The 19,311-nt window shown below is 60.7% G+C and carries 22 protein-coding genes; 9 read left to right on the plus strand and 13 right to left on the minus strand.

Annotated features, from left to right (window positions below; translation table 11 throughout):
- Positions 1 to 5: 5 nt before the first annotated feature.
- From NKJ40_RS26590 to NKJ40_RS26600, 3 genes are all read left to right on the plus strand, one after another.
- Positions 6 to 1,802: an ABC transporter ATP-binding protein gene (locus NKJ40_RS26590; protein ID WP_502903763.1), complete on the plus strand. Its 1,797-nt coding sequence runs from the start codon at positions 6 to 8 to the stop codon at positions 1,800 to 1,802.
- A gap of 1,084 nt (positions 1,803 to 2,886) precedes the next feature.
- Entirely contained in the window at positions 2,887 to 3,105 is a 219-nt protein-coding gene (locus NKJ40_RS26595) for a hypothetical protein (protein WP_292659780.1), read from the plus strand.
- A 111-nt stretch (positions 3,106 to 3,216) separates the two neighbouring features.
- On the plus strand, positions 3,217 to 3,921 hold the full coding sequence (locus tag NKJ40_RS26600; RefSeq protein ID WP_352468612.1) for an SOS response-associated peptidase: 705 nt from the start codon (positions 3,217 to 3,219) through the stop codon (positions 3,919 to 3,921).
- Here NKJ40_RS26600 and NKJ40_RS26605 read toward each other — a convergent pair.
- Positions 3,918 to 4,178, minus strand: a complete 261-nt coding sequence (locus NKJ40_RS26605) for a hypothetical protein (RefSeq protein ID WP_023677293.1) — start codon at positions 4,176 to 4,178, stop codon at positions 3,918 to 3,920. The genes NKJ40_RS26600 and NKJ40_RS26605 overlap by 4 nt on opposite strands.
- Before the next feature lie 3 nt (positions 4,179 to 4,181).
- Positions 4,182 to 4,442 (minus strand): hypothetical protein, encoded by a 261-nt coding sequence (locus NKJ40_RS26610; RefSeq protein ID WP_254819421.1) that lies wholly within the window; start codon positions 4,440 to 4,442, stop codon positions 4,182 to 4,184.
- A gap of 136 nt (positions 4,443 to 4,578) precedes the next feature.
- On the opposite strand from NKJ40_RS26610, the gene NKJ40_RS26615 reads away from it, so the two are divergent.
- A complete protein-coding gene (locus NKJ40_RS26615) occupies positions 4,579 to 4,758 on the plus strand; it encodes a hypothetical protein (protein ID WP_352468613.1) in 180 nt (59 codons plus the stop codon).
- 35 nt (positions 4,759 to 4,793) lie between these two features.
- Here NKJ40_RS26615 and NKJ40_RS26620 read toward each other — a convergent pair whose 3' ends face one another.
- A complete protein-coding gene (locus tag NKJ40_RS26620; protein WP_352468614.1) occupies positions 4,794 to 5,954 on the minus strand; it encodes a Shedu immune nuclease family protein in 1,161 nt (386 codons plus the stop codon).
- A gap of 374 nt (positions 5,955 to 6,328) precedes the next feature.
- Between NKJ40_RS26620 and NKJ40_RS26625 the strand changes: the two genes are divergently transcribed.
- The 4 genes from NKJ40_RS26625 (at position 6,329) to NKJ40_RS26640 (ending at position 10,318) form a co-directional block, all read left to right on the plus strand.
- Positions 6,329 to 7,438, plus strand: a complete 1,110-nt coding sequence (locus NKJ40_RS26625; protein ID WP_352468615.1) for a hypothetical protein — start codon at positions 6,329 to 6,331, stop codon at positions 7,436 to 7,438.
- Between the two features lie 75 nt (positions 7,439 to 7,513).
- Positions 7,514 to 7,885 carry a hypothetical protein gene (locus tag NKJ40_RS26630; RefSeq protein WP_352468616.1) on the plus strand — a complete coding sequence of 124 codons (372 nt, stop codon included), beginning with the start codon at positions 7,514 to 7,516 and terminating at the stop codon, positions 7,883 to 7,885.
- The gene (locus NKJ40_RS26635; RefSeq protein ID WP_352468617.1) at positions 7,830 to 8,543 is read left to right on the plus strand and encodes a hypothetical protein; all 714 of its coding nucleotides are present in this window, start codon (positions 7,830 to 7,832) and stop codon (positions 8,541 to 8,543) included. Before NKJ40_RS26630 ends, NKJ40_RS26635 begins: the two co-directional genes overlap by 56 nt.
- A 311-nt stretch (positions 8,544 to 8,854) precedes the next feature.
- The gene (locus NKJ40_RS26640; protein WP_352468618.1) at positions 8,855 to 10,318 is read left to right on the plus strand and encodes a hypothetical protein; all 1,464 of its coding nucleotides are present in this window, start codon (positions 8,855 to 8,857) and stop codon (positions 10,316 to 10,318) included.
- Between the two features lie 177 nt (positions 10,319 to 10,495).
- On the opposite strand, the gene NKJ40_RS26645 is transcribed toward NKJ40_RS26640, so the two are convergent.
- From NKJ40_RS26645 to NKJ40_RS26690, 10 genes are all read right to left on the minus strand, one after another.
- A complete protein-coding gene (locus NKJ40_RS26645; protein ID WP_352468619.1) occupies positions 10,496 to 10,645 on the minus strand; it encodes a hypothetical protein in 150 nt (49 codons plus the stop codon).
- Between the two features lie 3 nt (positions 10,646 to 10,648).
- A complete protein-coding gene (locus tag NKJ40_RS26650; protein WP_292659788.1) occupies positions 10,649 to 10,978 on the minus strand; it encodes a DUF2934 domain-containing protein in 330 nt (109 codons plus the stop codon).
- Between the two features lie 147 nt (positions 10,979 to 11,125).
- Complete coding sequence (locus tag NKJ40_RS26655; protein WP_352468620.1) at positions 11,126 to 11,755, minus strand: BA14K family protein; 630 nt, start codon at positions 11,753 to 11,755, stop codon at positions 11,126 to 11,128.
- Positions 11,756 to 11,927: 172 nt separating this feature from the next.
- Complete coding sequence (locus NKJ40_RS26660) at positions 11,928 to 12,689, minus strand: ABC transporter ATP-binding protein (protein ID WP_023722373.1); 762 nt, start codon at positions 12,687 to 12,689, stop codon at positions 11,928 to 11,930.
- Positions 12,690 to 12,730: 41 nt separating this feature from the next.
- The gene (locus NKJ40_RS26665) at positions 12,731 to 13,729 is read right to left on the minus strand and encodes an ABC transporter substrate-binding protein (protein ID WP_352468621.1); all 999 of its coding nucleotides are present in this window, start codon (positions 13,727 to 13,729) and stop codon (positions 12,731 to 12,733) included.
- 40 nt (positions 13,730 to 13,769) lie between these two features.
- On the minus strand, positions 13,770 to 14,618 hold the full coding sequence (locus tag NKJ40_RS26670) for an ABC transporter permease (RefSeq protein ID WP_352468622.1): 849 nt from the start codon (positions 14,616 to 14,618) through the stop codon (positions 13,770 to 13,772).
- 40 nt (positions 14,619 to 14,658) lie between these two features.
- Positions 14,659 to 16,023 (minus strand): LLM class flavin-dependent oxidoreductase, encoded by a 1,365-nt coding sequence (locus NKJ40_RS26675; protein WP_352468623.1) that lies wholly within the window; start codon positions 16,021 to 16,023, stop codon positions 14,659 to 14,661.
- A 53-nt stretch (positions 16,024 to 16,076) separates the two neighbouring features.
- Entirely contained in the window at positions 16,077 to 16,634 is a 558-nt protein-coding gene (gene msuE / locus NKJ40_RS26680) for an FMN reductase (protein WP_352468624.1), read from the minus strand.
- A gap of 78 nt (positions 16,635 to 16,712) precedes the next feature.
- Positions 16,713 to 16,955, minus strand: a complete 243-nt coding sequence (locus tag NKJ40_RS26685; protein ID WP_352468625.1) for a hypothetical protein — start codon at positions 16,953 to 16,955, stop codon at positions 16,713 to 16,715.
- A gap of 256 nt (positions 16,956 to 17,211) precedes the next feature.
- A complete protein-coding gene (locus NKJ40_RS26690; RefSeq protein WP_352468626.1) occupies positions 17,212 to 18,504 on the minus strand; it encodes an Nramp family divalent metal transporter in 1,293 nt (430 codons plus the stop codon).
- A 238-nt stretch (positions 18,505 to 18,742) separates the two neighbouring features.
- Between NKJ40_RS26690 and NKJ40_RS26695 the strand changes: the two genes are divergently transcribed.
- Positions 18,743 to 19,048 (plus strand): hypothetical protein, encoded by a 306-nt coding sequence (locus NKJ40_RS26695; RefSeq protein WP_023677305.1) that lies wholly within the window; start codon positions 18,743 to 18,745, stop codon positions 19,046 to 19,048.
- Positions 19,049 to 19,311 lie beyond the last annotated feature (263 nt).

Genomic DNA, 19,311 nt, shown 5'->3' on the forward strand with positions numbered 1-19,311 from the left:
CCATTATGCGACTGATGCCGCCCAGCCTGCCGATGCTGCGCCGCGCGCTCGGGCAAAAGCAGTTGCGCCTGCTTCCGGCCGTGGTGGTGCTCGGGCTGCTCAGCGCCGCGCTCGAAGGTTTTGGTATCGGCCTGATCATTCCGTTGCTGAACATAATCATGGGGCAGGGGCAGACCGGTATGGCTGGCTTTTCGGCCGTCTTCCAGCATGTCGGAGCGAGCCTGAGCGAGCGCGACCGGCTGATCGTCATATCGGTCGCCATCCTCGGCTCGATCGTTCTGAAGAATCTGTTCGCCTACGCCAACACGCTGCTGACCACCTTCATCTATGGCAAGGCCAGCCATTCGATCCGCAGCGCGCTGTCGGAGCAGTTGCTTAGGGTAGGCTACCCGTTCTTCCTGCAGCAAAGCCCGGGACGGCTGCTCAACATCATCTCCAACGAATCCTGGCGGGCCTCGGATGCCATCCAGATCACGCTTGGGGCAATCGTCAACGCATCGGCCGCAATCATCCTGCTGACCTTCCTGCTGCTCCTGTCGTGGCAGATGACGTTGCTGGTCACGCTGGGGCTGGCGCTGGTGCAGGTCGCGCACGCCATGCTGTCGGCCAATCTGAAGGCGCCGAGCCGCAGCGTCGCCTCCCGCAACAGCCAGCTTGCATCGCAGATGCTGCATCTGGTGCATGCCGGGCGGCTGATCCGCATTTTTGGCCAGGAGCAACGCGAGAAGGCGGCATTCGACCAGGCATCGGATGCGGTGCGCCGCGCCGCCTTCGTGCTTTTGACGCGCCAGGGAGCTTTGCCGCCGCTGACCGAAATCCTGCATGCCATGCTGTTCCTGGCGGTGGTGATCGGCGCCTGGTTCGCCAATGTCAGCTTCCCGCTGATCGTCGCCTTCGTCATCCTGCTCTACAGGCTGCAGCCCTACATGCGGTCGCTGCAAATGGCCTGGAGCCAGTTGCAGGGCCTGAGCGGATCGCTTGAAGAGGTGACGTGGATGCTGGACCCATCCGGCAAGCCCCAGCCGCCGCAAGGTGACGCGGCGTTCCCCGGGCTCAGCCAAGGCATCAAGTTCGAGGACGTCACCTTTACCTATTCCGGCCCCGATACCGGCGAGGAACAGCGCGCGGTGGTGCTGCATGCGGCGAGCTTCGACCTGCGCAGCGGCCGCTCGACGGCGCTGATCGGCCGCTCGGGCGCCGGCAAGACGACGATCGTCAATCTTTTGTGCCGCTTCGTCGAACCAGACAGCGGCAGGATCCTCGTCGATGGATTGCCGCTCGACCGTATCGACCCCAGCCAATGGCGAAAGCACATCGCGCTCGCCAGCCAGGAGCTGGAACTGGTCGACGGCACGATTTTCGACAACATCATCTACGGCCAGGACTCGGCTTCCGCCGACGACGCCGAGCGCGCCGCAAAACTGGCCGAAGCGCATGGCTTCATCGAGCAACTGCCGCAGGGCTACAGGACGGTCGTCGGCTACCGCGGCGTCAATCTCTCGGCGGGACAGCGGCAGCGGATCGCGCTGGCCAGGGCCCTGGTGCGCGATCCCGATATCCTCATCCTCGACGAAGCCACCAATGCAGTGGACGGGCTGTCGGAAGCGGCGATCGTCGAGACGCTCAAGTCGCGCGCCGGCCGTCGCACCACCATCGTCATCAGCCATCACCGCAGCACCATCTCGTTCTGCGACGACGTGGTGATCCTGAGCCACGGCCGCGTGAAAAAGCAGGCGCCCTTCGCCGCGCTTGCGACGCTCAGCATGGACGAGCTTTACCAGCACGAGGCGCTGGAAGGCTGAGGCTCCGAACCCGCTGCGTGCGCGCGCTGGACGGTCGTCTCGGATGTCAAGCCAGGTCAAGCATCGCAGGGGCGAGGAAGGCCCGCCATGCTTCTCTGCAGGATTTCTGGGATGGTGAGTGATCCCGAGCTTACCCGCTTTCGATCTGGAGCGTACAGAACCAAGGGTCCGCCTGCCAAATCCAGCAATGGCAGGCGGACCCTAATCAGCGCATGAAGGGCCTGATTCTGCGCCGATGTCTCCTCAAGGAGGTGACGCCATCAACTGAAGACGGCCGCAGTTGTTCCCGACGCCGGCCGTACACAAGACCATTGCGCAGGCAGGTCAGACTTAGGTCCCTGTAAACGGGCATCGCTGGCTGGAGTGAACATCGGATCGGCTCGGTGGTAGCGGAACTTCGGCCGGAGGTCGACGCAGTTATTGGTTCCGGCATGACCGGCTCGGCGCTGATCAGGGGCGGCGATCGATCCCCGCACGGCTGATGCGGAGGGGTGCTTGCATTCCTGCGGAATACGCATCCAATCCGGCGCCAAATGAAGCTGTCCCAAGCGTTAGGGGCTCAGCGGTCGTCAAGCTGTTGCTAATATACCGCACAGGCAGCGCTCTATGAACAGCGTCGGTTGGAACCCCTACCTCCGACCAACCGTTAATGTCACAATGACGAACCAAAAAGTGAGGCTGACGATGGACCCGCTGCAAAACAACACATTGGAGATCTGGTGTCTTGCGGCCGTTCCGCTGTCACTGCTCCTTACGGTGCTATTAGCCGGATTTATTCTTTAGCTGAACCAACGAGGCCGGCTTGGCGGACCAGGCCTGGAAGACGAAAACGACGGCCATTAGGCACGCTATGTGTCGCGGATACCCCGTGGCGCCAGGCCGTGGCAGCCTTTTCCAACGTTGCCACCATAATCGGCTCTTTCGAGCGGTCCGGTCGCGGTGATTGCTCGCGCCCCGTTGCAAGGGCGAGCATCCGAGCTCGTACGTTTTTTACACAATCTCTGATTGGTGGACTCGCCCGCCGCCATCGACGTTAATTTTGCGTTAGCGACAGGAGGGGGAGATCGCTAAAGGGAGGAAGAAAATGAAAGAAAACTACGATCTGACGATCGACTACGACGACGAACCTTACGACAACAAGCCTTATGATCTAGCCACATTCGCAAGGAAGCACGGGCTCAACATTCGAGCCGCCGAGCTTCTTCTTTTCGCCAAAGGCCCGTCTCGAGCGGCCTGCGATGCCGCGGCGAGGGCTTTTCTGGCGGCGGTCGCCGCACAAGCTATGAGACAATCGGCACGGTAGGTCTCACAAACCATTGCTGACACGGCCTGCCGTGTCAGCAACCCGACGGACAGCGCTGGAAATTCCGGGCCGTTTCCAACAAGATGCCTAAGCATCCGGGAACGGCCTGAAATGTGCAATCTTTACAATATCACGACCAGCCAGCAGGCCATTCGCCAGTGGACCCGCGCCTTGCGCGATATCCTCGGCAATCTCGAACCCTCCATCGACATCTATCCCAACCAGCCAGGCCCTGTGGTGCGCAACACGCCCGACGGCGAACGCGAACTGGCCAATCTGCTGTGGGGCATGCCGACGCCACTGGAGCGGGTGAAGGGCAAGGCCGACTACGGCACCACCAATATCCGCAACCCGCAATACGGCCATTGGCAGCAATATCTCGGCATCGAGAACCGCTGCGTGGTGCCCGTCACCAGCTTCGCCGAGCCCAGCCCGACGCCCGGCGACAAGGACCCCGAGACCGGCATTCAGCGCAACTTCTGGTTTGCACTCGGCGAGGACCGCCCGCTGTTCTTCTTTGCCGGCCTGTGGACGCGCTGGCATGGCCTTCGCAAGGTCAAGGACGGCCCCGCCGATCACCAGGTCTATGGCTTCATGACGACCAGGCCCAACGCGCTGATCGCGCCGATCCACGAAAAGGCAATGCCGGTGATCCTGACCACGCCGGAAGAAACCGAGACCTGGCTCACCGCGCCATGGTCGGAGGCGAGGCACCTGCAGCGCACGGCGCCCGATGATGCGCTGGTGATCGTCGAAAAACCGGCGACACAGATCAAGTTTCCGCAGCAGGCGCCGGCGCAAGGCTCATTGTTTTAGCGCTTGAATTTCTGCAGCACCCAAATGTAGCCCTTGGGCGGATGATCCTGGTCGATGAACTGCGTCTTCACCGTCGTGTCCTTGCGGCTGCATCGCTTGCACCTGAACCTGATCGCTTCCAGCGGCTTGTTCCAGCCCACCACCTGGGCCACGTCATTCGCCCTGAAGCGTCCGACGTGGTAGCAGTGGCCGCACTCCACGATAAGCAGCATGTTGGCCTTGGCGGCACGTCCAACGCTGTCCATCGGCCCGGCCATGGCTTATTTCCGGGTCGAGTAATCCTCGGGGAGGGGAAGCAGGCCAAGCTCCGCCATCCGATAATCGGGCTCCTTCTCCGCTACGCTGGCCAGCACCTCGTGCAATTTCTCGACAAGCCCGCAAAGCTGCCAGAACAGCTCGCCATGCGCCTTCAGATGCAGCTGCGACGACAGCACCGTCCGGCGCAGGCTCAAAGCGTCCCTGATGATCGCCTCCGCATCCCTCGCCGACAGCCTGTCAAACCGGCTTTTTCGTCTGCCCATCGCGGCTCTCCTCGATTTGTGAGCAACCGCCCCGCCTGCTGACAAATAGGAAGGCATTCCTCGCAGAGTCAATTCGCTCTTGACATTTTTGTTCCCGTTTTGTTCAATTTGAACAGGAACGATCGGAGGCATCGTCATGGACCACATCGTGACGCTGGACAGCCGCCAGGAGGCTGCCCTTCAGGCCATCGCCGACAGGTTCATTGCGTTGCATAAGGGCGATGCGGTGAAGGCGCTGAAGGAGATGATTGTGCTGAATGGGCATCTGCAGGAACGGCTGGATGCGTTTGAGGGCCGGCACCGGGCAACGCGGTAGAGGCGGATCAGTGCCGGCTGTGAGCCGATACCGAATTAGCTGACGGTGCTCTCGACGATGAAGCGAGCTCGTTCATAAAGCTCATCGAAGGTGACGATCTCTGGCCGGATCAAATTCCGGCGATACAACTCGAATGATCGAAACTTCCGCTCATTAACGCCGTGTTCCTCCTGAAACTCGGAAAGCCTGCCGCAGATCACGAATGATCGGGGCTCGGTCGTGAACAAACGCTCTCCCGTTGGGGCGCGATCCCGATCCGTGACAAGCTCTTGACTGCTCCATTGCTCTAAGGCAGCTGAGACTGTTCCCTGGATCTGCGCGACCGCACCGGACAGCTCTTTTGAGGGTTGCCAAATGCCCGGTCGATAGGTGCTCTCCACCAGCAGATTGGTGTCATGTCGTTTAACTTCCACGAAGCATGCAGTGCTAACCAAAGCGTGGGATTTCAGAAGTGCGTCCACCCGCTTGCCGGAGCCGGCAACGCTGAAGCCACGGACCACTTGCTCCAATTTCCTGTTCTCGAGTGGTCCGAAACGTATCAAGGACAACCCGTAGCCAAAAATCCACGGATTGGCCTCGAAGAACTTCTGCCACACATCCTCTGGTCCATTCGGGTGTTTACGCAGCGCTGTCTGGAAATACTCATTGTCCCCTAGTAAGCGTTCGAAAATCCGAAGCTGCTTCTTCCGGTACCCGAGAGCAACTATATCTTCGCTTGTTATTTCAGTTCTAGCCAACGCGGCTAGCAGTGCCTGGTTGTCGGCTGCGATACGACGCATTTGATCCGGTCGCAGCAGAAGTTCATCCAAATCGTCGTCCGGAATATTGACCTTGCCCTCGTTCGGGAAATGGATGCGTTTCAGGTTGCTCAGGAATTTTAGGAGCGTGGCAACTTCGCGAGGCAGAAACGTGAAGTACTCCTTTGCGCGACCTCTATTCGTAAACCTTTGGATCGTCACTGTCTGGAAGGAACGATCGTCCTCGATGAAAGTGGCTTTGATCTGGAAGCGGCCACCTGGCGTCTCCCGAAGGATCATCCCTTCTTTCACATCGGCGAAACAATATCCTGGGTTACCGTCGACATATTTGTTTCCAATTCGGAACCGTTTCCCATCAAACGACTGGAAACGCGGGCTAACGTAGGTCTTGTCGGCCTTAGATCTCTGGAAGATTTCGTATTCGTCCGCATCGTCCATAGCGGTTCCTTTCACAGAATTTGCTATTCTAGTAGAATTCAACAGCATTCTGACTCATCATAGAGGTCCCGAGGAACCCTGACGATTAACGCGGCCCTTTGGTAGCCAAGCAGCTGGATTCCCGAGAAGCCGGCGCTGCTGGTGTTAACATTCCGTCATCGCGGTCGGTGAGCAAACCGCGTCTGATTTGCTGTAGAAGCGTCTGCTCCTAGTCTTACTTGATGGCAGACATTGATGATCAAAACGGGACTGCCCTTGAGATCGATCTGTCTCTCAAGCGCGCGATATTTCACGCTGACGATTGATTGGCTGCCAGCGAAAGCATACATCGCAACACTAGTGCCTTTTCATCGTCAACTGTAAGGGGGGTGGCCTTGAAGCATTCGACAAACCTGTGGGAAAATCTCGCCGGCCCGCCAGTGCGAAGGTCGTCAGCGATCAGGCCAGACAGCCGGGATCGCAGGGAACACAGTGGCTTCATCAAACTGCGACTCGGTCATAGCGAGGGCAGGACTTACCTAATCCCAGACGTCCTGATCGGAGTCGGTGGACTTCGCTTCTTTTTGCCGAGCTTTTTCTCACCACCCATCATCGCCTTCAATGTCGAAGACGGAAAGCACATTGCAGATTTCAGTTTGGACGTCGGATCGCCGCGCGCTGTCGATACCGCCAGACTTCTCGTGAAGGTACGATCGGAGGACCGAGTCTTGAGTTACGAGGACGGCGCTCAGCTCTACCGATGCTCTTTTGACGGACCCAGAAGGCTTGCGGGCCTAGCATCAGGGCTTTGCCATCCCATGCCGAGCGGCGACTTTTCCCTAAGGGTCTATCATCACACCACACGTGCCAACGCCGCGAAAATTGTGAAGAGTCGTGAGCTATGGTCGTCCCCCTGGAACCTAGCGGGAACACGTAAGCTGGCCAATGTTGCCTATGGCTACTTCACGAGCCTGTCTAAGATAAAGAATGAGGGTGATCTTCAACTAATCGCGATGGCTTCGAACGAAATTATAAAATTTCAGACGACATCGAATAAGCTGAAGGAAGATGTTTTGTCATTAAAAGTATACCGAGGCGACACTCTGGACCGCACCTTTGCGATGGGGTTCGACGTTCCATGTGAGGTCATTGCCCCTGTTCACCTATACTTTCACCCCAGTGTAAATACAAACTCAGCATATTACGAGGTAGTCGGATCCGAAATCGTGCGAGTGGGCGTTAACCCATCTGCTAAGCTTCATATCTCGGGGTCTGAAATCAGCACAGCAAAAGCCGATCTTAAACGGTTCGACTATGTAGTTCTGGGTAACGCCGGCACGCTGGACGGCTTAGCCGCTCAGTACAACGAAGAAGAAACAAAGCAGGTTACGCATTTAGAAAAACTGGACATAACGACGGATTTATTTCAATTTTGGTGGAAGAATCAAAACACTGATCAAGTTACTGATCGGGTCTTTGAAGCCCGCGAACTTTCTCCTCCTTGAAGATTTTGCGTGCTGCTTGCCTTGATCCGGCGCCAACAAGCGTCACGTGCTTTCACTAACTTCGTCGGGGCAGTCATGTTTGAACAGCGCACGGTCTTTGTCGTTGGCGCAGGCGCTAGCCGAGAGGTACGGCTCCCGATGGGAGCCGAGCTAAAGGGCATCCTCGCAGAGAAGCTGAACATTCGTTACGACGATGGAAGCAATCTGTCTGGTGGCGACCGAAACATCGCAGGGGCGGTGAAATTCATCGTGCGCAACGCAGGAGAGCGCGACGCGAACTCCTACTATTGGGCAGGCCGGTCCATATCGGCTGCAATGCCTCAATCCATCTCTATTGACAACTACATGCACACGCATGCCGATGACGTGTTGATAAGTCTCATGGGCAAGCTTGGCATCGCTGCAAGTATCCTGGAGGCTGAGCAGCATCCTTGCCCCGCACCATGAGAGCGACGACACGATCGATTTCCGATCGATCGACGACAGTTGGCACAACACGTTCTGCAAAATGCTGACTGAGAACGTGCCCCTTGCCGATGTTGGTAACGTTTTTGCGAACGTCTCTTTCGTCACCTTCAACTACGACCGCTGCATCGAGCACTATGTCGTGCAGAGTCTACGCAATTACTTCCGGTTGAGCCGGCAGGATGCCGAAGCAGTCGCAAAGACTCTTACCATCATCCACCCGTACGGGCAGGTTGGGTTGTTGCCTTGGCAAGTTTCAGGTGGCGTTCCGTACGGCGCAAGGCCTCATCACACCAATTTGCCAGACATCGCCGGACAGGTGCGAACGTTCACCGAACGTATCGATGACGATGCCATCATAAAACGAATGCATCGCGTAATCGCTGAGGCCGAGGTCGTGGTTTATCTCGGCTTTTCTTACGGCGACATGAACATGCAACTGCTCACGCTGGATGGCGCCGGAGAGCGAAGAATTTTTGGAACGAGCTTGGGAATATCTGAGCCGAACAAGAAGGTGGTTGAGAACGACATTCTCAATTCGATGGGGCCTGACTACAGCATCGTAGAGAGCATCGAGCTTGCTGACCTGACGTGCAATGATTTCCTAAACGCCTACTGGCGGCCGATCCTCCGGGGCTAATTCACAGGGCTCGTTCTTTCGCGAATTCTATGCAAAACATTGTCCAGAAAAACCATCCGTCTATCTCAAATTTAACGCGAGACAAAGCAAGAAAAGCAACTAGAATTTTACTTCGACTTTTCCTTTACTCCTTCACTTACTACTCGATCTATGCAATTTTCATCGTACGGCAGGGGGCTGCATGGCACGGATTCCAACACGCCGACACGCAGCTTGGACGCAAACGCAGCGAGACTGCGTTGCGCGCGCCACATCGACAGCAGAATCCATCGGAGTGACGCGATCTAGATTCACAACCGGAGGGGAATCGTATGCACAATGGAGTTAAAACAGGGATCCTGTTTGGCCTGGTTGCGGTTGGTATCGCCGGCATCGCCGCAGCCTATTTTCTGATGCGACCAAAGGCGATCGTCGTTGCCGACCGGCTTTGCGACTATGTCCAGGGTCAGCAGCTGAATTGCGTTACCACGCTTGCGGCAGACACCTTTGTCCATCCAGGTTCAATTATAAGCTATCAGCCGAGCCAAACGCCGGCCTCCGACCAACTGCCGCTCCCTGTCTCCGACATCACGGGAACGAGTTGCCTCGTTCCAGGCACTCGCGAATTTACCGATGCTGCTAAGGCACCCTCGCCCGTCTCGATCCCGCAGCTTTCCTACGAGGTCAATGGTGCATTGAAAATCGGCGCCGACGTAGAGCTCCCACAGCTTTATGGCACCACCATTAAGGCCGGCCCTGAATGGTCAGATGTGCAGAGAGTCGATTTCGCAGTTGACGAGGCCTGGATTACGCAGATCGATGAGAATCTCGCGATCAATGCTGTCCAAAGCTGTTCAATCCGAAAGCAATGCGTCGACCGGATCAAGTCGCAGCAATATCGCGTCGTCGCCACCGCACTGGTTGCCAAAGGTCTCAACTATAAATTCTATGACAAGTCGGGTGCCGTCATCTCGTTAAGCGGGGCCGCAAACGCCAATATGTTCTCTGCCTCGCTGGGCGGCAGTTCCAATGTGCAGGCAACAACCGACGCTACAATCAAGGCAACCGACCCGCGAGTCGTTGGAGTCCGGCTTCTGCCGGTCGATGTCTTCGCGGGCCAGCCTGTTTGTGAAAGCAATGTCATCTTCAGGGCGGACGGCAGTGCGTCAGTCAGTATCGGCGGCGGCGGAGGCAAGGGCCAGATAGGTGCAGTGCAGACGCAGCGCAAACCAATTAACGAGACCGCGCAGCTGGCGGCAACTGGCACAGAGAGCAGTGAATGCGACAACGGTTTCGAGCGGAAGGTCTCGGGCGCGCAAGCCACCGCAAGTGTCGCAGCCACGGCTGATGGCAAGATACGCCTGAGTTATGATATCGCGGCGCATGGGGGGCACTATGTAACCGTCGCCGGCTGCGTGCTGGGACAGGTCGTCGGAAAGACCGGGCACGATAACAGCGCCTCTGCTTCGGCCGATCTGATTGGCACTATCTCTGTCATCACCCGCTCCGAAAACTCACCGGTGCTGAGAGTGACATGGCAGAACATGCCGAAAACGGGCGGCGAGATACGTGTGCTCGACTGGAATAATGAACCGCTGCGAGACTCCAAGAGCGAGCAAATTGTCGGCCCGATCACCGCAGCGGGCGATGGCGGGCAGGACCTGCAATCGCGCGGCCCGGGACTTTATCACGTCGAGACTCGTATCCAGCTGAGCTCTTCAGTGGGCGGGAACGACGATAAAACCCAGCAGCAATCCGCTGACGTGACCGCAGACGTCGTTGGTGCAACAAACTAGTCGTGGCAGTCGCCCCCAGTAGCCTATGAGGTTGGCGCGAGAGAGCACGTCGCCGTCGCCATAGGCCACCGGGAATCGCGGATGTTGTCCGAACCACTGAACAAGGTGACGCCAGTCTGGCGCAGTGCGGTGACCGATGCCGCGCGACTGGCTGGCGGGCACCGGCCACCAACGCCCTCAATGGCGCTTGAAATACTGCACCTCGCGTTCGTGCTTCTCCGCAGCCTCGCGGCTGTCAAACGTCCCGAGATTGCGGCGCTTGCCGGTCTTTTCGTCCTTCTTGCGCGAATAGAGGCGGTATTTTCCGTCTCTGAGTTTTCTGATCATCTGTCACTCCCCGAGCCGCTGCTTCCCCTTGAGGTTGCGCGCGGCTTGTTCGATCGCCGCCCGGTCGTTTCCCAGCCTGTCGATCAGCTCCTGCGCCTGTTCGCCCGATATGCCGGTGCGCACCGCCAAAGCCTCCACCGTCAAGACGTCGGAACTCGCGACCTCGCGGGTTTCCGGCAGAGCATCGCCTGCCGTCAGCGGCAGGGCGGCCTCCCTGTCGATCTCGGCCTCGGCCCGGTGCCAGTGCCGCTCGGGATCGCCATGGATCCCGCCTTCGCGTTCCCAGATCTGGTATGCGCGCTCACGAATCTTGTCGTCCCGGTCGTCGCCCATCTTGATTCCTCCTTTGCCTGTCGGATGAACGCCGCGCCGATCCGAACGATCCAAAAAAATTTGCGTGATCGTTGGTTAGCCGCTCGAGGATGGGATCGGACAAGACACCATGCCCTTCGGTCCGCTAGCCCGCCGCCCAGCGCCCTGCTACTCGCACTGCCGGCGCGGCCCGCCGGAATAGGGCTGATAGCTATTGTCCTCCGGCCGGTACGAGCGGTAGCGGCTGAAGCAGTATTGGACGTGGTCCGATGAGAACTCGGCGGCGCCGGGTTCATCCGATGGCGGGTAGCCCTCCACCGACGACATATCGCTCGCCTCGACATAGCTGCCGTCATCGCCGGCATCGAGATAGGGCGAGATGCAGGGGCGCTGTTGTCCGCTGTAGGAGGTGTAGTGGTTGTCGTCCGGCCGGTAGGAGCGGTAGCGGCTTGCGCACCATTCGACATGAGCGGCTGGCAGCGTCTGCTGCTCTTCCACCGCCGGCTTGATGGAGCCGGTGGTATCGGGTGTCGAAGCTGCGGCGGTGTCGGCGGGTTTCGAGCTGCGATCGACTTCCGAGGTGCGAACGGGGACCGCGCGGGCCGGAAGGCGCTCGAGGCGCTGCGAGGCCGGGTTTACCGGGCGCGGATCCTTGGCCCACAGTTCGACGACGCTGGAGACCGGGGCGGCCGGCCGCACCGGCTTGGCAATCAATAGCCAGGTGGCGAAGGCTAGACCGCTGGCGAATACGGCGAGCGTCAGGACGAAGCCACCGAAGATTGCGAACAAAGCTTTCATGCCGCGCTCCTTCGCCTCCCGGTTAAGGAAATGCGGGGCGGGGAATCCGGTTCCACGAAGGAGCGCGGGGCAGGGGCTTTCAAAAGGAAGGCCCCTCTCCGTCTCGGCTTCGCCGAGCCACCTCTCCCCGCTTTGCGGGGCGAGGAACCCTAGATCGCGTAGGTGGTCCTTGTCAGTGCAGGCCGAATTCGCGCAGCAGTTCTTCGCGGTAGCGTACGAAGCGGCTTTCGCTGCGCTCGCGCGGGCGGGGCAGGTCGATGTCGATCAGCCGCGCCGCGCCGCCTTTCTCCTTGGGCAGGATCAGCACCCTGTCGGCAAGGTAGATCGCCTCCTCGAGGTCGTGCGTCACCATCACCATGGTGACGTTCTCCTCGCTCCAGATGCGCGCCAGTTCCTCCTGCATGCCGATCTTGGTCATCGCGTCCAGCGCGCCCAGCGGCTCGTCGAGCAGCAGGATTTCAGGCTGCACGGTCAGGGCGCGGGCAATGCCGACGCGCTGCGCCATGCCGCCTGACAGCTGCCTTGGGAAAGCGTCGCCGAATTCGGCGAGACCGACGAGCGCGATATAGAAGCGCGCCCGTTCCTCGGCCTCGGCCTTCGGCACGCCGCGCACTTCGAGGCCGAAGGCGACATTGCCGAGCACCGTCAGCCAGGGCAGCAGGCGCGGTTCCTGGAAGATCACCGCGCGCTCGGCGCCGACGCCGTGCACCGGCTTGCCGTCGATGGCGACGCCGCCGCTGTCGGCCGCCTCCAGCCCGGCAAGAATGCGCAGCAGCGTGGTCTTGCCCGATCCGCTGGCGCCGACGATGACCAGGCATTCACCCGAGCGAATGTCGAGATTGAGGGTCCTCAGCACGGCAAGCGAACGCCCGCCGATACTGAACGATTTGGACAGGTCGCGTATGCTGACCTCACCGCCGCTTGTGCTGCTCATCGCGCTCGTCTCCCAGCTGATTGCCTTGCCGGTTGGCCTTCTCAGTTGGTCTTGGTTTCGCCGGGCCGGTAGAGGATGTCTGTTGCCTTCAGCTTACCCTTTGCCAGGCGGCCGTCGCGCTCGAGCACGCTGACCCAGGAGTCGATGTCGCGGTCCGTCGCCTTGGCGCCCTGGCGCAGCCCAAAGCCGGTCCAGTAGCGCGCCAGCTCGCCGTTTTCGCCGCGCTTGTCGAGGATCGTCGCGAGCACTTTGCGCGCTTCGTCGGGGTTCTGCAGCGACCAGTCGGAGGCGCGCGCCGATTGTTCTACGAAATTGCGGGCGGCGTCGGGATGCGCCGCGATGAAGTCGCGCCTGAGCACGACGAAGCCGCCGGCCAGCTCGCCCAGCACGTCGGTGTCGTTGAACACGCCACGCACGCCGCCATTGTCGACTAGCGCGCCGGCAAATGTCGCCTGCCAGTAGCCGAGTGCTGCGATGTCGACCTGGCGGGAGCGCAAGGTCTGTTCGAGCTGCGGTCCGGGCACGACTACGAGATTGGCGGCATCCGGCGACAGGCCGACGCTGTGCAGCGCCTCGCGCACGGTGTAGTCGAGATGGGCACCGAGCGTGTTGACGGCGATGGTCTTGCCGGCAATGTCGGCGATCGATTTGATCGGGCTGTCGTCCAGCACGTAGAAGACGCTGTGCACCTTGCCGTTGATGCCGTTGCTCGGATAGGCGGCGACGAAGTCGTTGCCGCCGGAAATCGAATTGATCACGGCGGCGGTCGCGGCCGAGCCAATATCGACGCTGCCGGAGGCGAGCGCGAACAATGACTCCGGGCCGCCGCCGGAATAGCCGACATTCTCGATCTCGATACCGAGGCCTTTGAAATAGCCGAGCTCGCCGGCCAACTCATGCGGAGAGATGCTGCCACGGCTGGCGAGGGAGCGGAACTTGACGGGTGCCGCTTCGGCAAAGGCGAAGCGCGGCAGGCCGGCGGCGAGAAGGCCGGCGGCGAAGGGCGCGCCGGCAAGCAGGGAACGGCGGGTGATTTTCATGGTCCGGGTCTTTCCTGGTTGGAATTTGCGAAAGGAGAGGTCAGTCGACGGCATTGCTCCAGCGGCAGAGCCGCCGCTGCAGGCTGACCAGCGCCTGGTTGGCGATCAGGCCGAGGCCGGCGAGGATGACGATTGCCGCAAACATCAGCGGGATCTGGAAGTTGTACTGTGCATTCATCACCTGAAAGCCGATGCCCTTGTTGGCGCCGATCATTTCGGAGGCGATCAACAGCAGCAGCGCCGTGGTGGCGCTGAGCCTCAGCCCAACGAAGATCGAGGGCACGGCGCCGGGCAGCACGACGCGGCGGAAGACGGTGAGCTGCCTGGCGCCATAGACGCGGGCCATCTCCAGCAGTTTCGGATCGACTTGCTTGACGCCGCCGATGGTGTTGAGCAGCAGCGGGAACAGCGTCGCCCAGAAGATGACGAACACCTTGGAGGCTTCGCCGAGCCCAAGCAGCAGGATGAACACCGGATAGAGCGCCAGCGCCGAGGTCTGGCGGAAAACCTGCAGGATGGGATCGAGCGCGGTCTCGACGGCGCGCACCTGGCCCATGAACAGGCCAAGCGGGATGGCGACCAGCACGGCGGCTGCGAAGGCGAGGCCGGCGCGCTGCAGGCTGATGGCGATGTCACCGAGCAGAGTGCCGCCGGCCAGCCCCTTCCAAAGTGCCGCGACAATCATGTCGATCGGCGGCAGCACGGCCGTGTTGACCCACCCTGCGCTGCTCGACACTTGCCAGATTGCGAGGAAAGCAATGAGGACGCCGTAGCGCGACAGGAAGCGAATGCCCGCCCGGCCGCCGAGGCGCAGGAAATCCGTCCCGAGGCTTGTCGTGCTGTCGCGCGTGCCGAGGCTGGCGGCCTGTTCGATGTGCTGCAAGGTCATCGTCTTGCCTCTCGCTTCGAGGGTAGTGGGCTTCGTGGAATTATTCGGCGGCCAGCACGGCCGAGCGGGCGGCGGTCCACGGGTTTTCCGGCCGCCTGAGGCCGAGGTTCTCGCGCAGTGTCCTGCCTTCATAGGCGGTGCGGAACAGGCCGCGGCGCTGCAGTTCGGGGATCACCAGCTCGACGAAGTCGTCGAGCCCGCCGGGCAGCCAGGGCGGCAGGATGTTGAAGCCGTCGGCGGCTTCGTTGCCGAACCACTCCTCCAGCTGATCGGCGACCTGCGTGGCGCTGCCGATGACGGTGTAATGGCCGCGGGCCGTTGCCACCCATTGATAGAGCTGGCGGATGGTGAAGTTGTGCTCGTCGGCAATCTGGCGGATCAGCGCCTGGCGGCTCTTCATGCCTTCGGTTTCCGTGCTCGGCGGCAGCGGGCCGTCGAGCGGATAGCCCCTGATGTCGAGCGTCCGGCCGGCCAGCCCGTTGAGCAGGGCGACGCCGTCTTCGGGCAAGATGAGATCGTTCAGCTGCTGGTATTTGGCGCGCGCTTCTTCTTCGGTGCGGGCGACGAAGGGTGCTACGCCCGGCATGATCAGCACCTGCTCGGGATCGCGGCCAACCGCCGCCACGCGCGCCTTGATATCGCGATAGAATTCCTGCGCCGACGCAAGGTTCTGATGGGCGGTGAAGATGACTTCCGCCGAGTGGGCGGCGAGCTTGCGGCCGTCTTCCGATTGCCCCGCCTGCACCACCACCGGGTGCCCCTGCACCGGGCGCGGCACGTTGAGCGGCCCCTTGACGCTGAAATGCGGGCCCTTGTGCTCGATGTCGTGAAGCTTGTCCTTGTCGTAGAAGCGCCCCGATTTCTTGTCGCGGATGAAGGCATCGTCCTCCCAGCTGTCCCACAGCGCCTTGACCGTCTCGACATGCTCATGCGCGCGGGCATAGCGCTCAGCGTGGGCAGGCTGCGTCTCACGATTGAAATTGCGCGCGGTTTCGTCGCCGGCCGAGGTGACGACGTTCCAGCCGGCGCGGCCATTCGACAGATGATCGAGCGAGGCGAATTTGCGGGCGAGCGTGTAGGGCTCCTCGTAGGTGGTCGAGGCGGTGGCGATGAAACCGAGATGCGTGGTGAGCGGCGCCAGCGCTGCAAACAGCGTCACCGGCTCGAAACCGGCGATCTTGGCGTTGCCGCCCTCGCGGGCGCCGAGGCCGACCGTCAGATTGTCGGCGAGGAAATAGGCATCGAACAGGCCGCGCTCGGCGGTCAGGGCAAGCTGCTTGTGGAACTCGAAATTGGTGGCGCCGTCGGCCGGCGCCTCGGGGTGGCGCCAGGCGGCGATATGCTGTCCGCCGCCGGGCAGGAAGGCCCCAAGTTTGATTTGCCTGGATTTCTTGGATCGGGTCATCGCGGTGTGCTCCTGGATTTGGCCGGGGAGGGGATCTCGGGTCGGTGGTGCGTTCAGGCGGCAAGGCCGACGCGATAGGGCACTCCGGTTACCCGGCATGCCTCGCCGACCGCCTGCCGGGCGCGGGCGTGGATGGCTTCCGACACCAGCACGCCATTGGCAAAGTCCTTGTCGGAGGCGTAGATCGCGGTCGGCACAGTCAGCGCCTCGAAGAAGCCGAACAACGGCCGCAACTGGTGCTCGACGATCAGCGAATGGCGCTCGCCGCCGCCGGTCGCGGCGAGGATGACGGGCTTGCCCCTCAGCGATGACGGATCGAGCAGGTCGAAGAAGTGCTTGAAAAGCCCGGTATAGCTGCCTTTGAAAGTCGGCGAGCCGGCCACCAGGATGTCGGCGCCCAGCAGCCGTTCGACGATGTTGCGCGCCGCCGGGTCGAGGTCGCCGAGGCGCCTTGCCTGCGGCAGGGACGCGCCAAGATCCTCGATGTCGAAGACGGCCGAGGCCGCGCCGATGCTTTCGGCCGCCTGCCCGACAATGTGGCTGACGAACGCCTTGGTCTTCGATGGCCGGGTCAAGTTGCCCGACAGCCCCACCACGAGCTTTTTCGACATTCCTGGCTCCCTCTCAAGCACTCAATTTTTAAGATCTTGGGTCTAGCGATCTACTTTAAGTCTAGAGAGTTTGTAGAATTAAAAGAGCGAGAAAATTTCAAAAACAGGGCGGTGAGGGGACTGAGTTTGCGGCACATCGCCCGCAATTGGTTCATTCAACGCGGCGTACTGCACCGGCGCAGCGCATCGACCAGCGATGCAAAGGCCTGCCAGCACCTTGTCCCGCGGGCTGCGGTGAGTCAGGTCAATTTGATTCAAATCCGGCTGTGGATATTTGCTTTTGGGTAAATCGAGGCGGTCATCTTGCCGGCCGGCGGGCAACAGGGAGAAGCCTATGACAAGCGACTTTGCCGCCGCACACCTCCACCTCGAACGAGCCTGCCATTATTTGAGCGGCGAGGACGAGACGAGCCGCACGGCTCGTGCGGCTCTGGATCTCCTGATCGATGCAATTGTCGCGGCTCAATACAAGCGGCCCACGGGCGACGTTGTGGAATTTCCAAGACCGGCAAAGCTGGGACAATCCGCAAGCGGGAACGGGTAATCCAACCGGCGGCGTCGCTTTGCTTCCGCCTGATCACATGAACCAGGTTGCCACCAGGCCGATCGTCGCCGAGAAGATGGCGGCGGTCGTTGCCCAACCGAGTATGTTGGTGCTTCGGCTGTTCACCTGGTCGCCCATGATCCTGCGGCTGTTGGTCATCAGCATGATGAGCAGCAGCAAAGGCGGCGTCGAGAAGCCTTGAACGATGCCGGACCAAACCAGCGCTTTCATCGGATTGAAGCCGAGAAAGTTCAGGCCAGCGGCGATCGCCGTAAAAAATCCGATGGCGAGATAAAATTTGGGCGCCTCTCGAGCCCGGGCGTGCAGGCTGTTTTTCCAGCCGATGGCTTGTGCCACATCATAGGCAGCGCCGGTGGTCATGACAGGAACCGCGAGGAAACCGACGCCGATCACGCCTGCGGCGAACAGGACGCTTGCGGCCTGGCCGGCGAGCGGCCGCAGCGCCTCCGCGGCTTGCGCGGCCGTGTCGATATCGTGATGCCCCGCCTTGTAGAGCGTCGCACCCGTCGACAGGATGATGAAATACATGATGAGATTTGAAAACATCATGCCGATGAGGATGTCCCGGCGAGAGCGACGGAGTTCGCTGTCGGTAGCGCCCTTCCTTTCCCTGAGCGTTGTCCGCCCCTGGGCAATCTCCTCCTCGACCTCCTCATTGGACTGCCAGGTGTAGAGATAGGCAGACAGCGTCGTGCCGATGATGGCGACCAGGATCGACAGGAACTCGCGATCGAATTCGATTCTGGGGAGCAGCGTCCCGCGCAGCACCGCCGCGGCGTCCGGCTTGGCCAGAATGGCGGCACCGACATAGGCGAGCAGCGCCAGCGCCAGCCAGCGAAAGATGTTGCGGATCAAAGTATAGGAGCCGAAGACCTGGAGGGCGAAGATGAGGGCGGCGACGAACAGCACGATCAGCGGGATGGGAAGTGGCACGAATATGTTGATCGCCGCGGCCATTCCACCAAGATCCGCCGCTGCCTCGATGGTGTTTCCAATGAGCACCCCCAAAAGCACGGACCAAAGCAGCCACCGCGGATAGAAGTCCTTGATGACGTGGAACAATCCGCGCCCGGATACCTGGCCGAGCTTCGAGGACAGGTAGACGACCACATACATCATCGGCAATGTCACCGGAGCCGTCCAAAGCAGGTCGGGTCCGAAGCGGGCGCCGGCACTAGCGTAGGTGCCTATCGCGGAGCAATCGTCGTCGGCCGCCCCTGTTATCAGGCCGAGGCCGAGCGCGCGGCCTATGCCGCCTTTACCCTCGTCCGGTGAGGCGGAACGATCGGAATCGGGCTGCCTCATTGCGACCGGACCGGGTGGGGATCGAAGGGCGCGGCCTGCCATGCAACAATCGTAAGGATCGGTCGCGGCGCTGATCTCATTTTGCTTCCTTCAACAACTTCGCCAAACCCGGCGCGTCATGACTTGTTCCGTGGCGCGACGGAGCAGGGGTTTTGCCCCAGGCAAAAAAGTTCGGGTTGACCGCTTCCGAACGCGAAGCGACTATCCGGGCGAGACGAAGATCGCAGGAGGAAATGCAATGGACGAGCCCGGTCAGTGGCGCCACATGTCGAGCGCGCCAAGGGACGGCAGCAGAATCCTTGTCACGGTTCGGCCGTCCGAACAGGGTCCGGCCGAGGTCGATATGGCTTACTGGGCCCGCGCCGATCAGTTCGGCAGCGAAGGCTGGCGCGCTTCCGATTCGTCTCCAGGACGCATCGTCGAATATGCCGAACCGGAGCTGAAGTGCTGGATGCCGCTGCCGTCGGCCAATCTCAGCAAGGGCTCAATGCCGAGCCCCTGGGAAGGGGAAGATGTGCCACTGGTGGATGGCTCGGGAATATGAGGCTAGCGGGAGGGGTAGTTTTGATCGCTGGCGGGACTGCGCCCCCCTCTGGCCTGCCGGCCATCTCCCCCTCACGGGGGAGATTGGCCCTCATCGCGGCCTTCGCTAATCTCCGACGCTGCAAGAAGGGCGCGGCTATTGAAGCTGCCGATCTCCCCCCCCCCTTGGGCAGGGGAATCGCATATGGCGATTTTGGGGTTGAGTTTAGGCTGAGAAAGGATTCTTTGGAGAGGCAGTTGAGCGAAGGAGCGACTGCCATTTCC

This window comes from Mesorhizobium sp. M0119 (assembly GCF_040322615.1).
Classification (GTDB): domain Bacteria; phylum Pseudomonadota; class Alphaproteobacteria; order Rhizobiales; family Rhizobiaceae; genus Mesorhizobium.

Coding starts and splice junctions, on each gene's coding strand:
- NKJ40_RS26660 (WP_023722373.1), bottom strand. CDS start 12,689: ATGAGCAGCACAAGCGGCGGTGAGGTCAGCATACGCGACCTGTCCAAA.
- NKJ40_RS26620 (WP_352468614.1), bottom strand. CDS start 5,954: ATGGACGATGCGGACGAATACGAAATCTTCCAGAGATCTAAGGCCGAC.
- NKJ40_RS26590 (WP_502903763.1), top strand. CDS start 6: ATGCGACTGATGCCGCCCAGCCTGCCGATGCTGCGCCGCGCGCTCGGG.
- NKJ40_RS26615 (WP_352468613.1), top strand. CDS start 4,579: ATGGACCACATCGTGACGCTGGACAGCCGCCAGGAGGCTGCCCTTCAG.
- NKJ40_RS26650 (WP_292659788.1), bottom strand. CDS start 10,978: ATGGGCGACGACCGGGACGACAAGATTCGTGAGCGCGCATACCAGATC.
- NKJ40_RS26610 (WP_254819421.1), bottom strand. CDS start 4,442: ATGGGCAGACGAAAAAGCCGGTTTGACAGGCTGTCGGCGAGGGATGCG.
- NKJ40_RS26670 (WP_352468622.1), bottom strand. CDS start 14,618: ATGACCTTGCAGCACATCGAACAGGCCGCCAGCCTCGGCACGCGCGAC.
- NKJ40_RS26595 (WP_292659780.1), top strand. CDS start 2,887: ATGAAAGAAAACTACGATCTGACGATCGACTACGACGACGAACCTTAC.
- NKJ40_RS26690 (WP_352468626.1), bottom strand. CDS start 18,504: ATGAGGCAGCCCGATTCCGATCGTTCCGCCTCACCGGACGAGGGTAAA.
- NKJ40_RS26640 (WP_352468618.1), top strand. CDS start 8,855: ATGCACAATGGAGTTAAAACAGGGATCCTGTTTGGCCTGGTTGCGGTT.
- NKJ40_RS26695 (WP_023677305.1), top strand. CDS start 18,743: ATGGACGAGCCCGGTCAGTGGCGCCACATGTCGAGCGCGCCAAGGGAC.
- NKJ40_RS26665 (WP_352468621.1), bottom strand. CDS start 13,729: ATGAAAATCACCCGCCGTTCCCTGCTTGCCGGCGCGCCCTTCGCCGCC.
- NKJ40_RS26605 (WP_023677293.1), bottom strand. CDS start 4,178: ATGGCCGGGCCGATGGACAGCGTTGGACGTGCCGCCAAGGCCAACATG.
- NKJ40_RS26600 (WP_352468612.1), top strand. CDS start 3,217: ATGTGCAATCTTTACAATATCACGACCAGCCAGCAGGCCATTCGCCAG.
- NKJ40_RS26645 (WP_352468619.1), bottom strand. CDS start 10,645: ATGATCAGAAAACTCAGAGACGGAAAATACCGCCTCTATTCGCGCAAG.
- NKJ40_RS26630 (WP_352468616.1), top strand. CDS start 7,514: ATGTTTGAACAGCGCACGGTCTTTGTCGTTGGCGCAGGCGCTAGCCGA.
- NKJ40_RS26655 (WP_352468620.1), bottom strand. CDS start 11,755: ATGAAAGCTTTGTTCGCAATCTTCGGTGGCTTCGTCCTGACGCTCGCC.
- msuE (WP_352468624.1), bottom strand. CDS start 16,634: ATGTCGAAAAAGCTCGTGGTGGGGCTGTCGGGCAACTTGACCCGGCCA.
- NKJ40_RS26675 (WP_352468623.1), bottom strand. CDS start 16,023: ATGACCCGATCCAAGAAATCCAGGCAAATCAAACTTGGGGCCTTCCTG.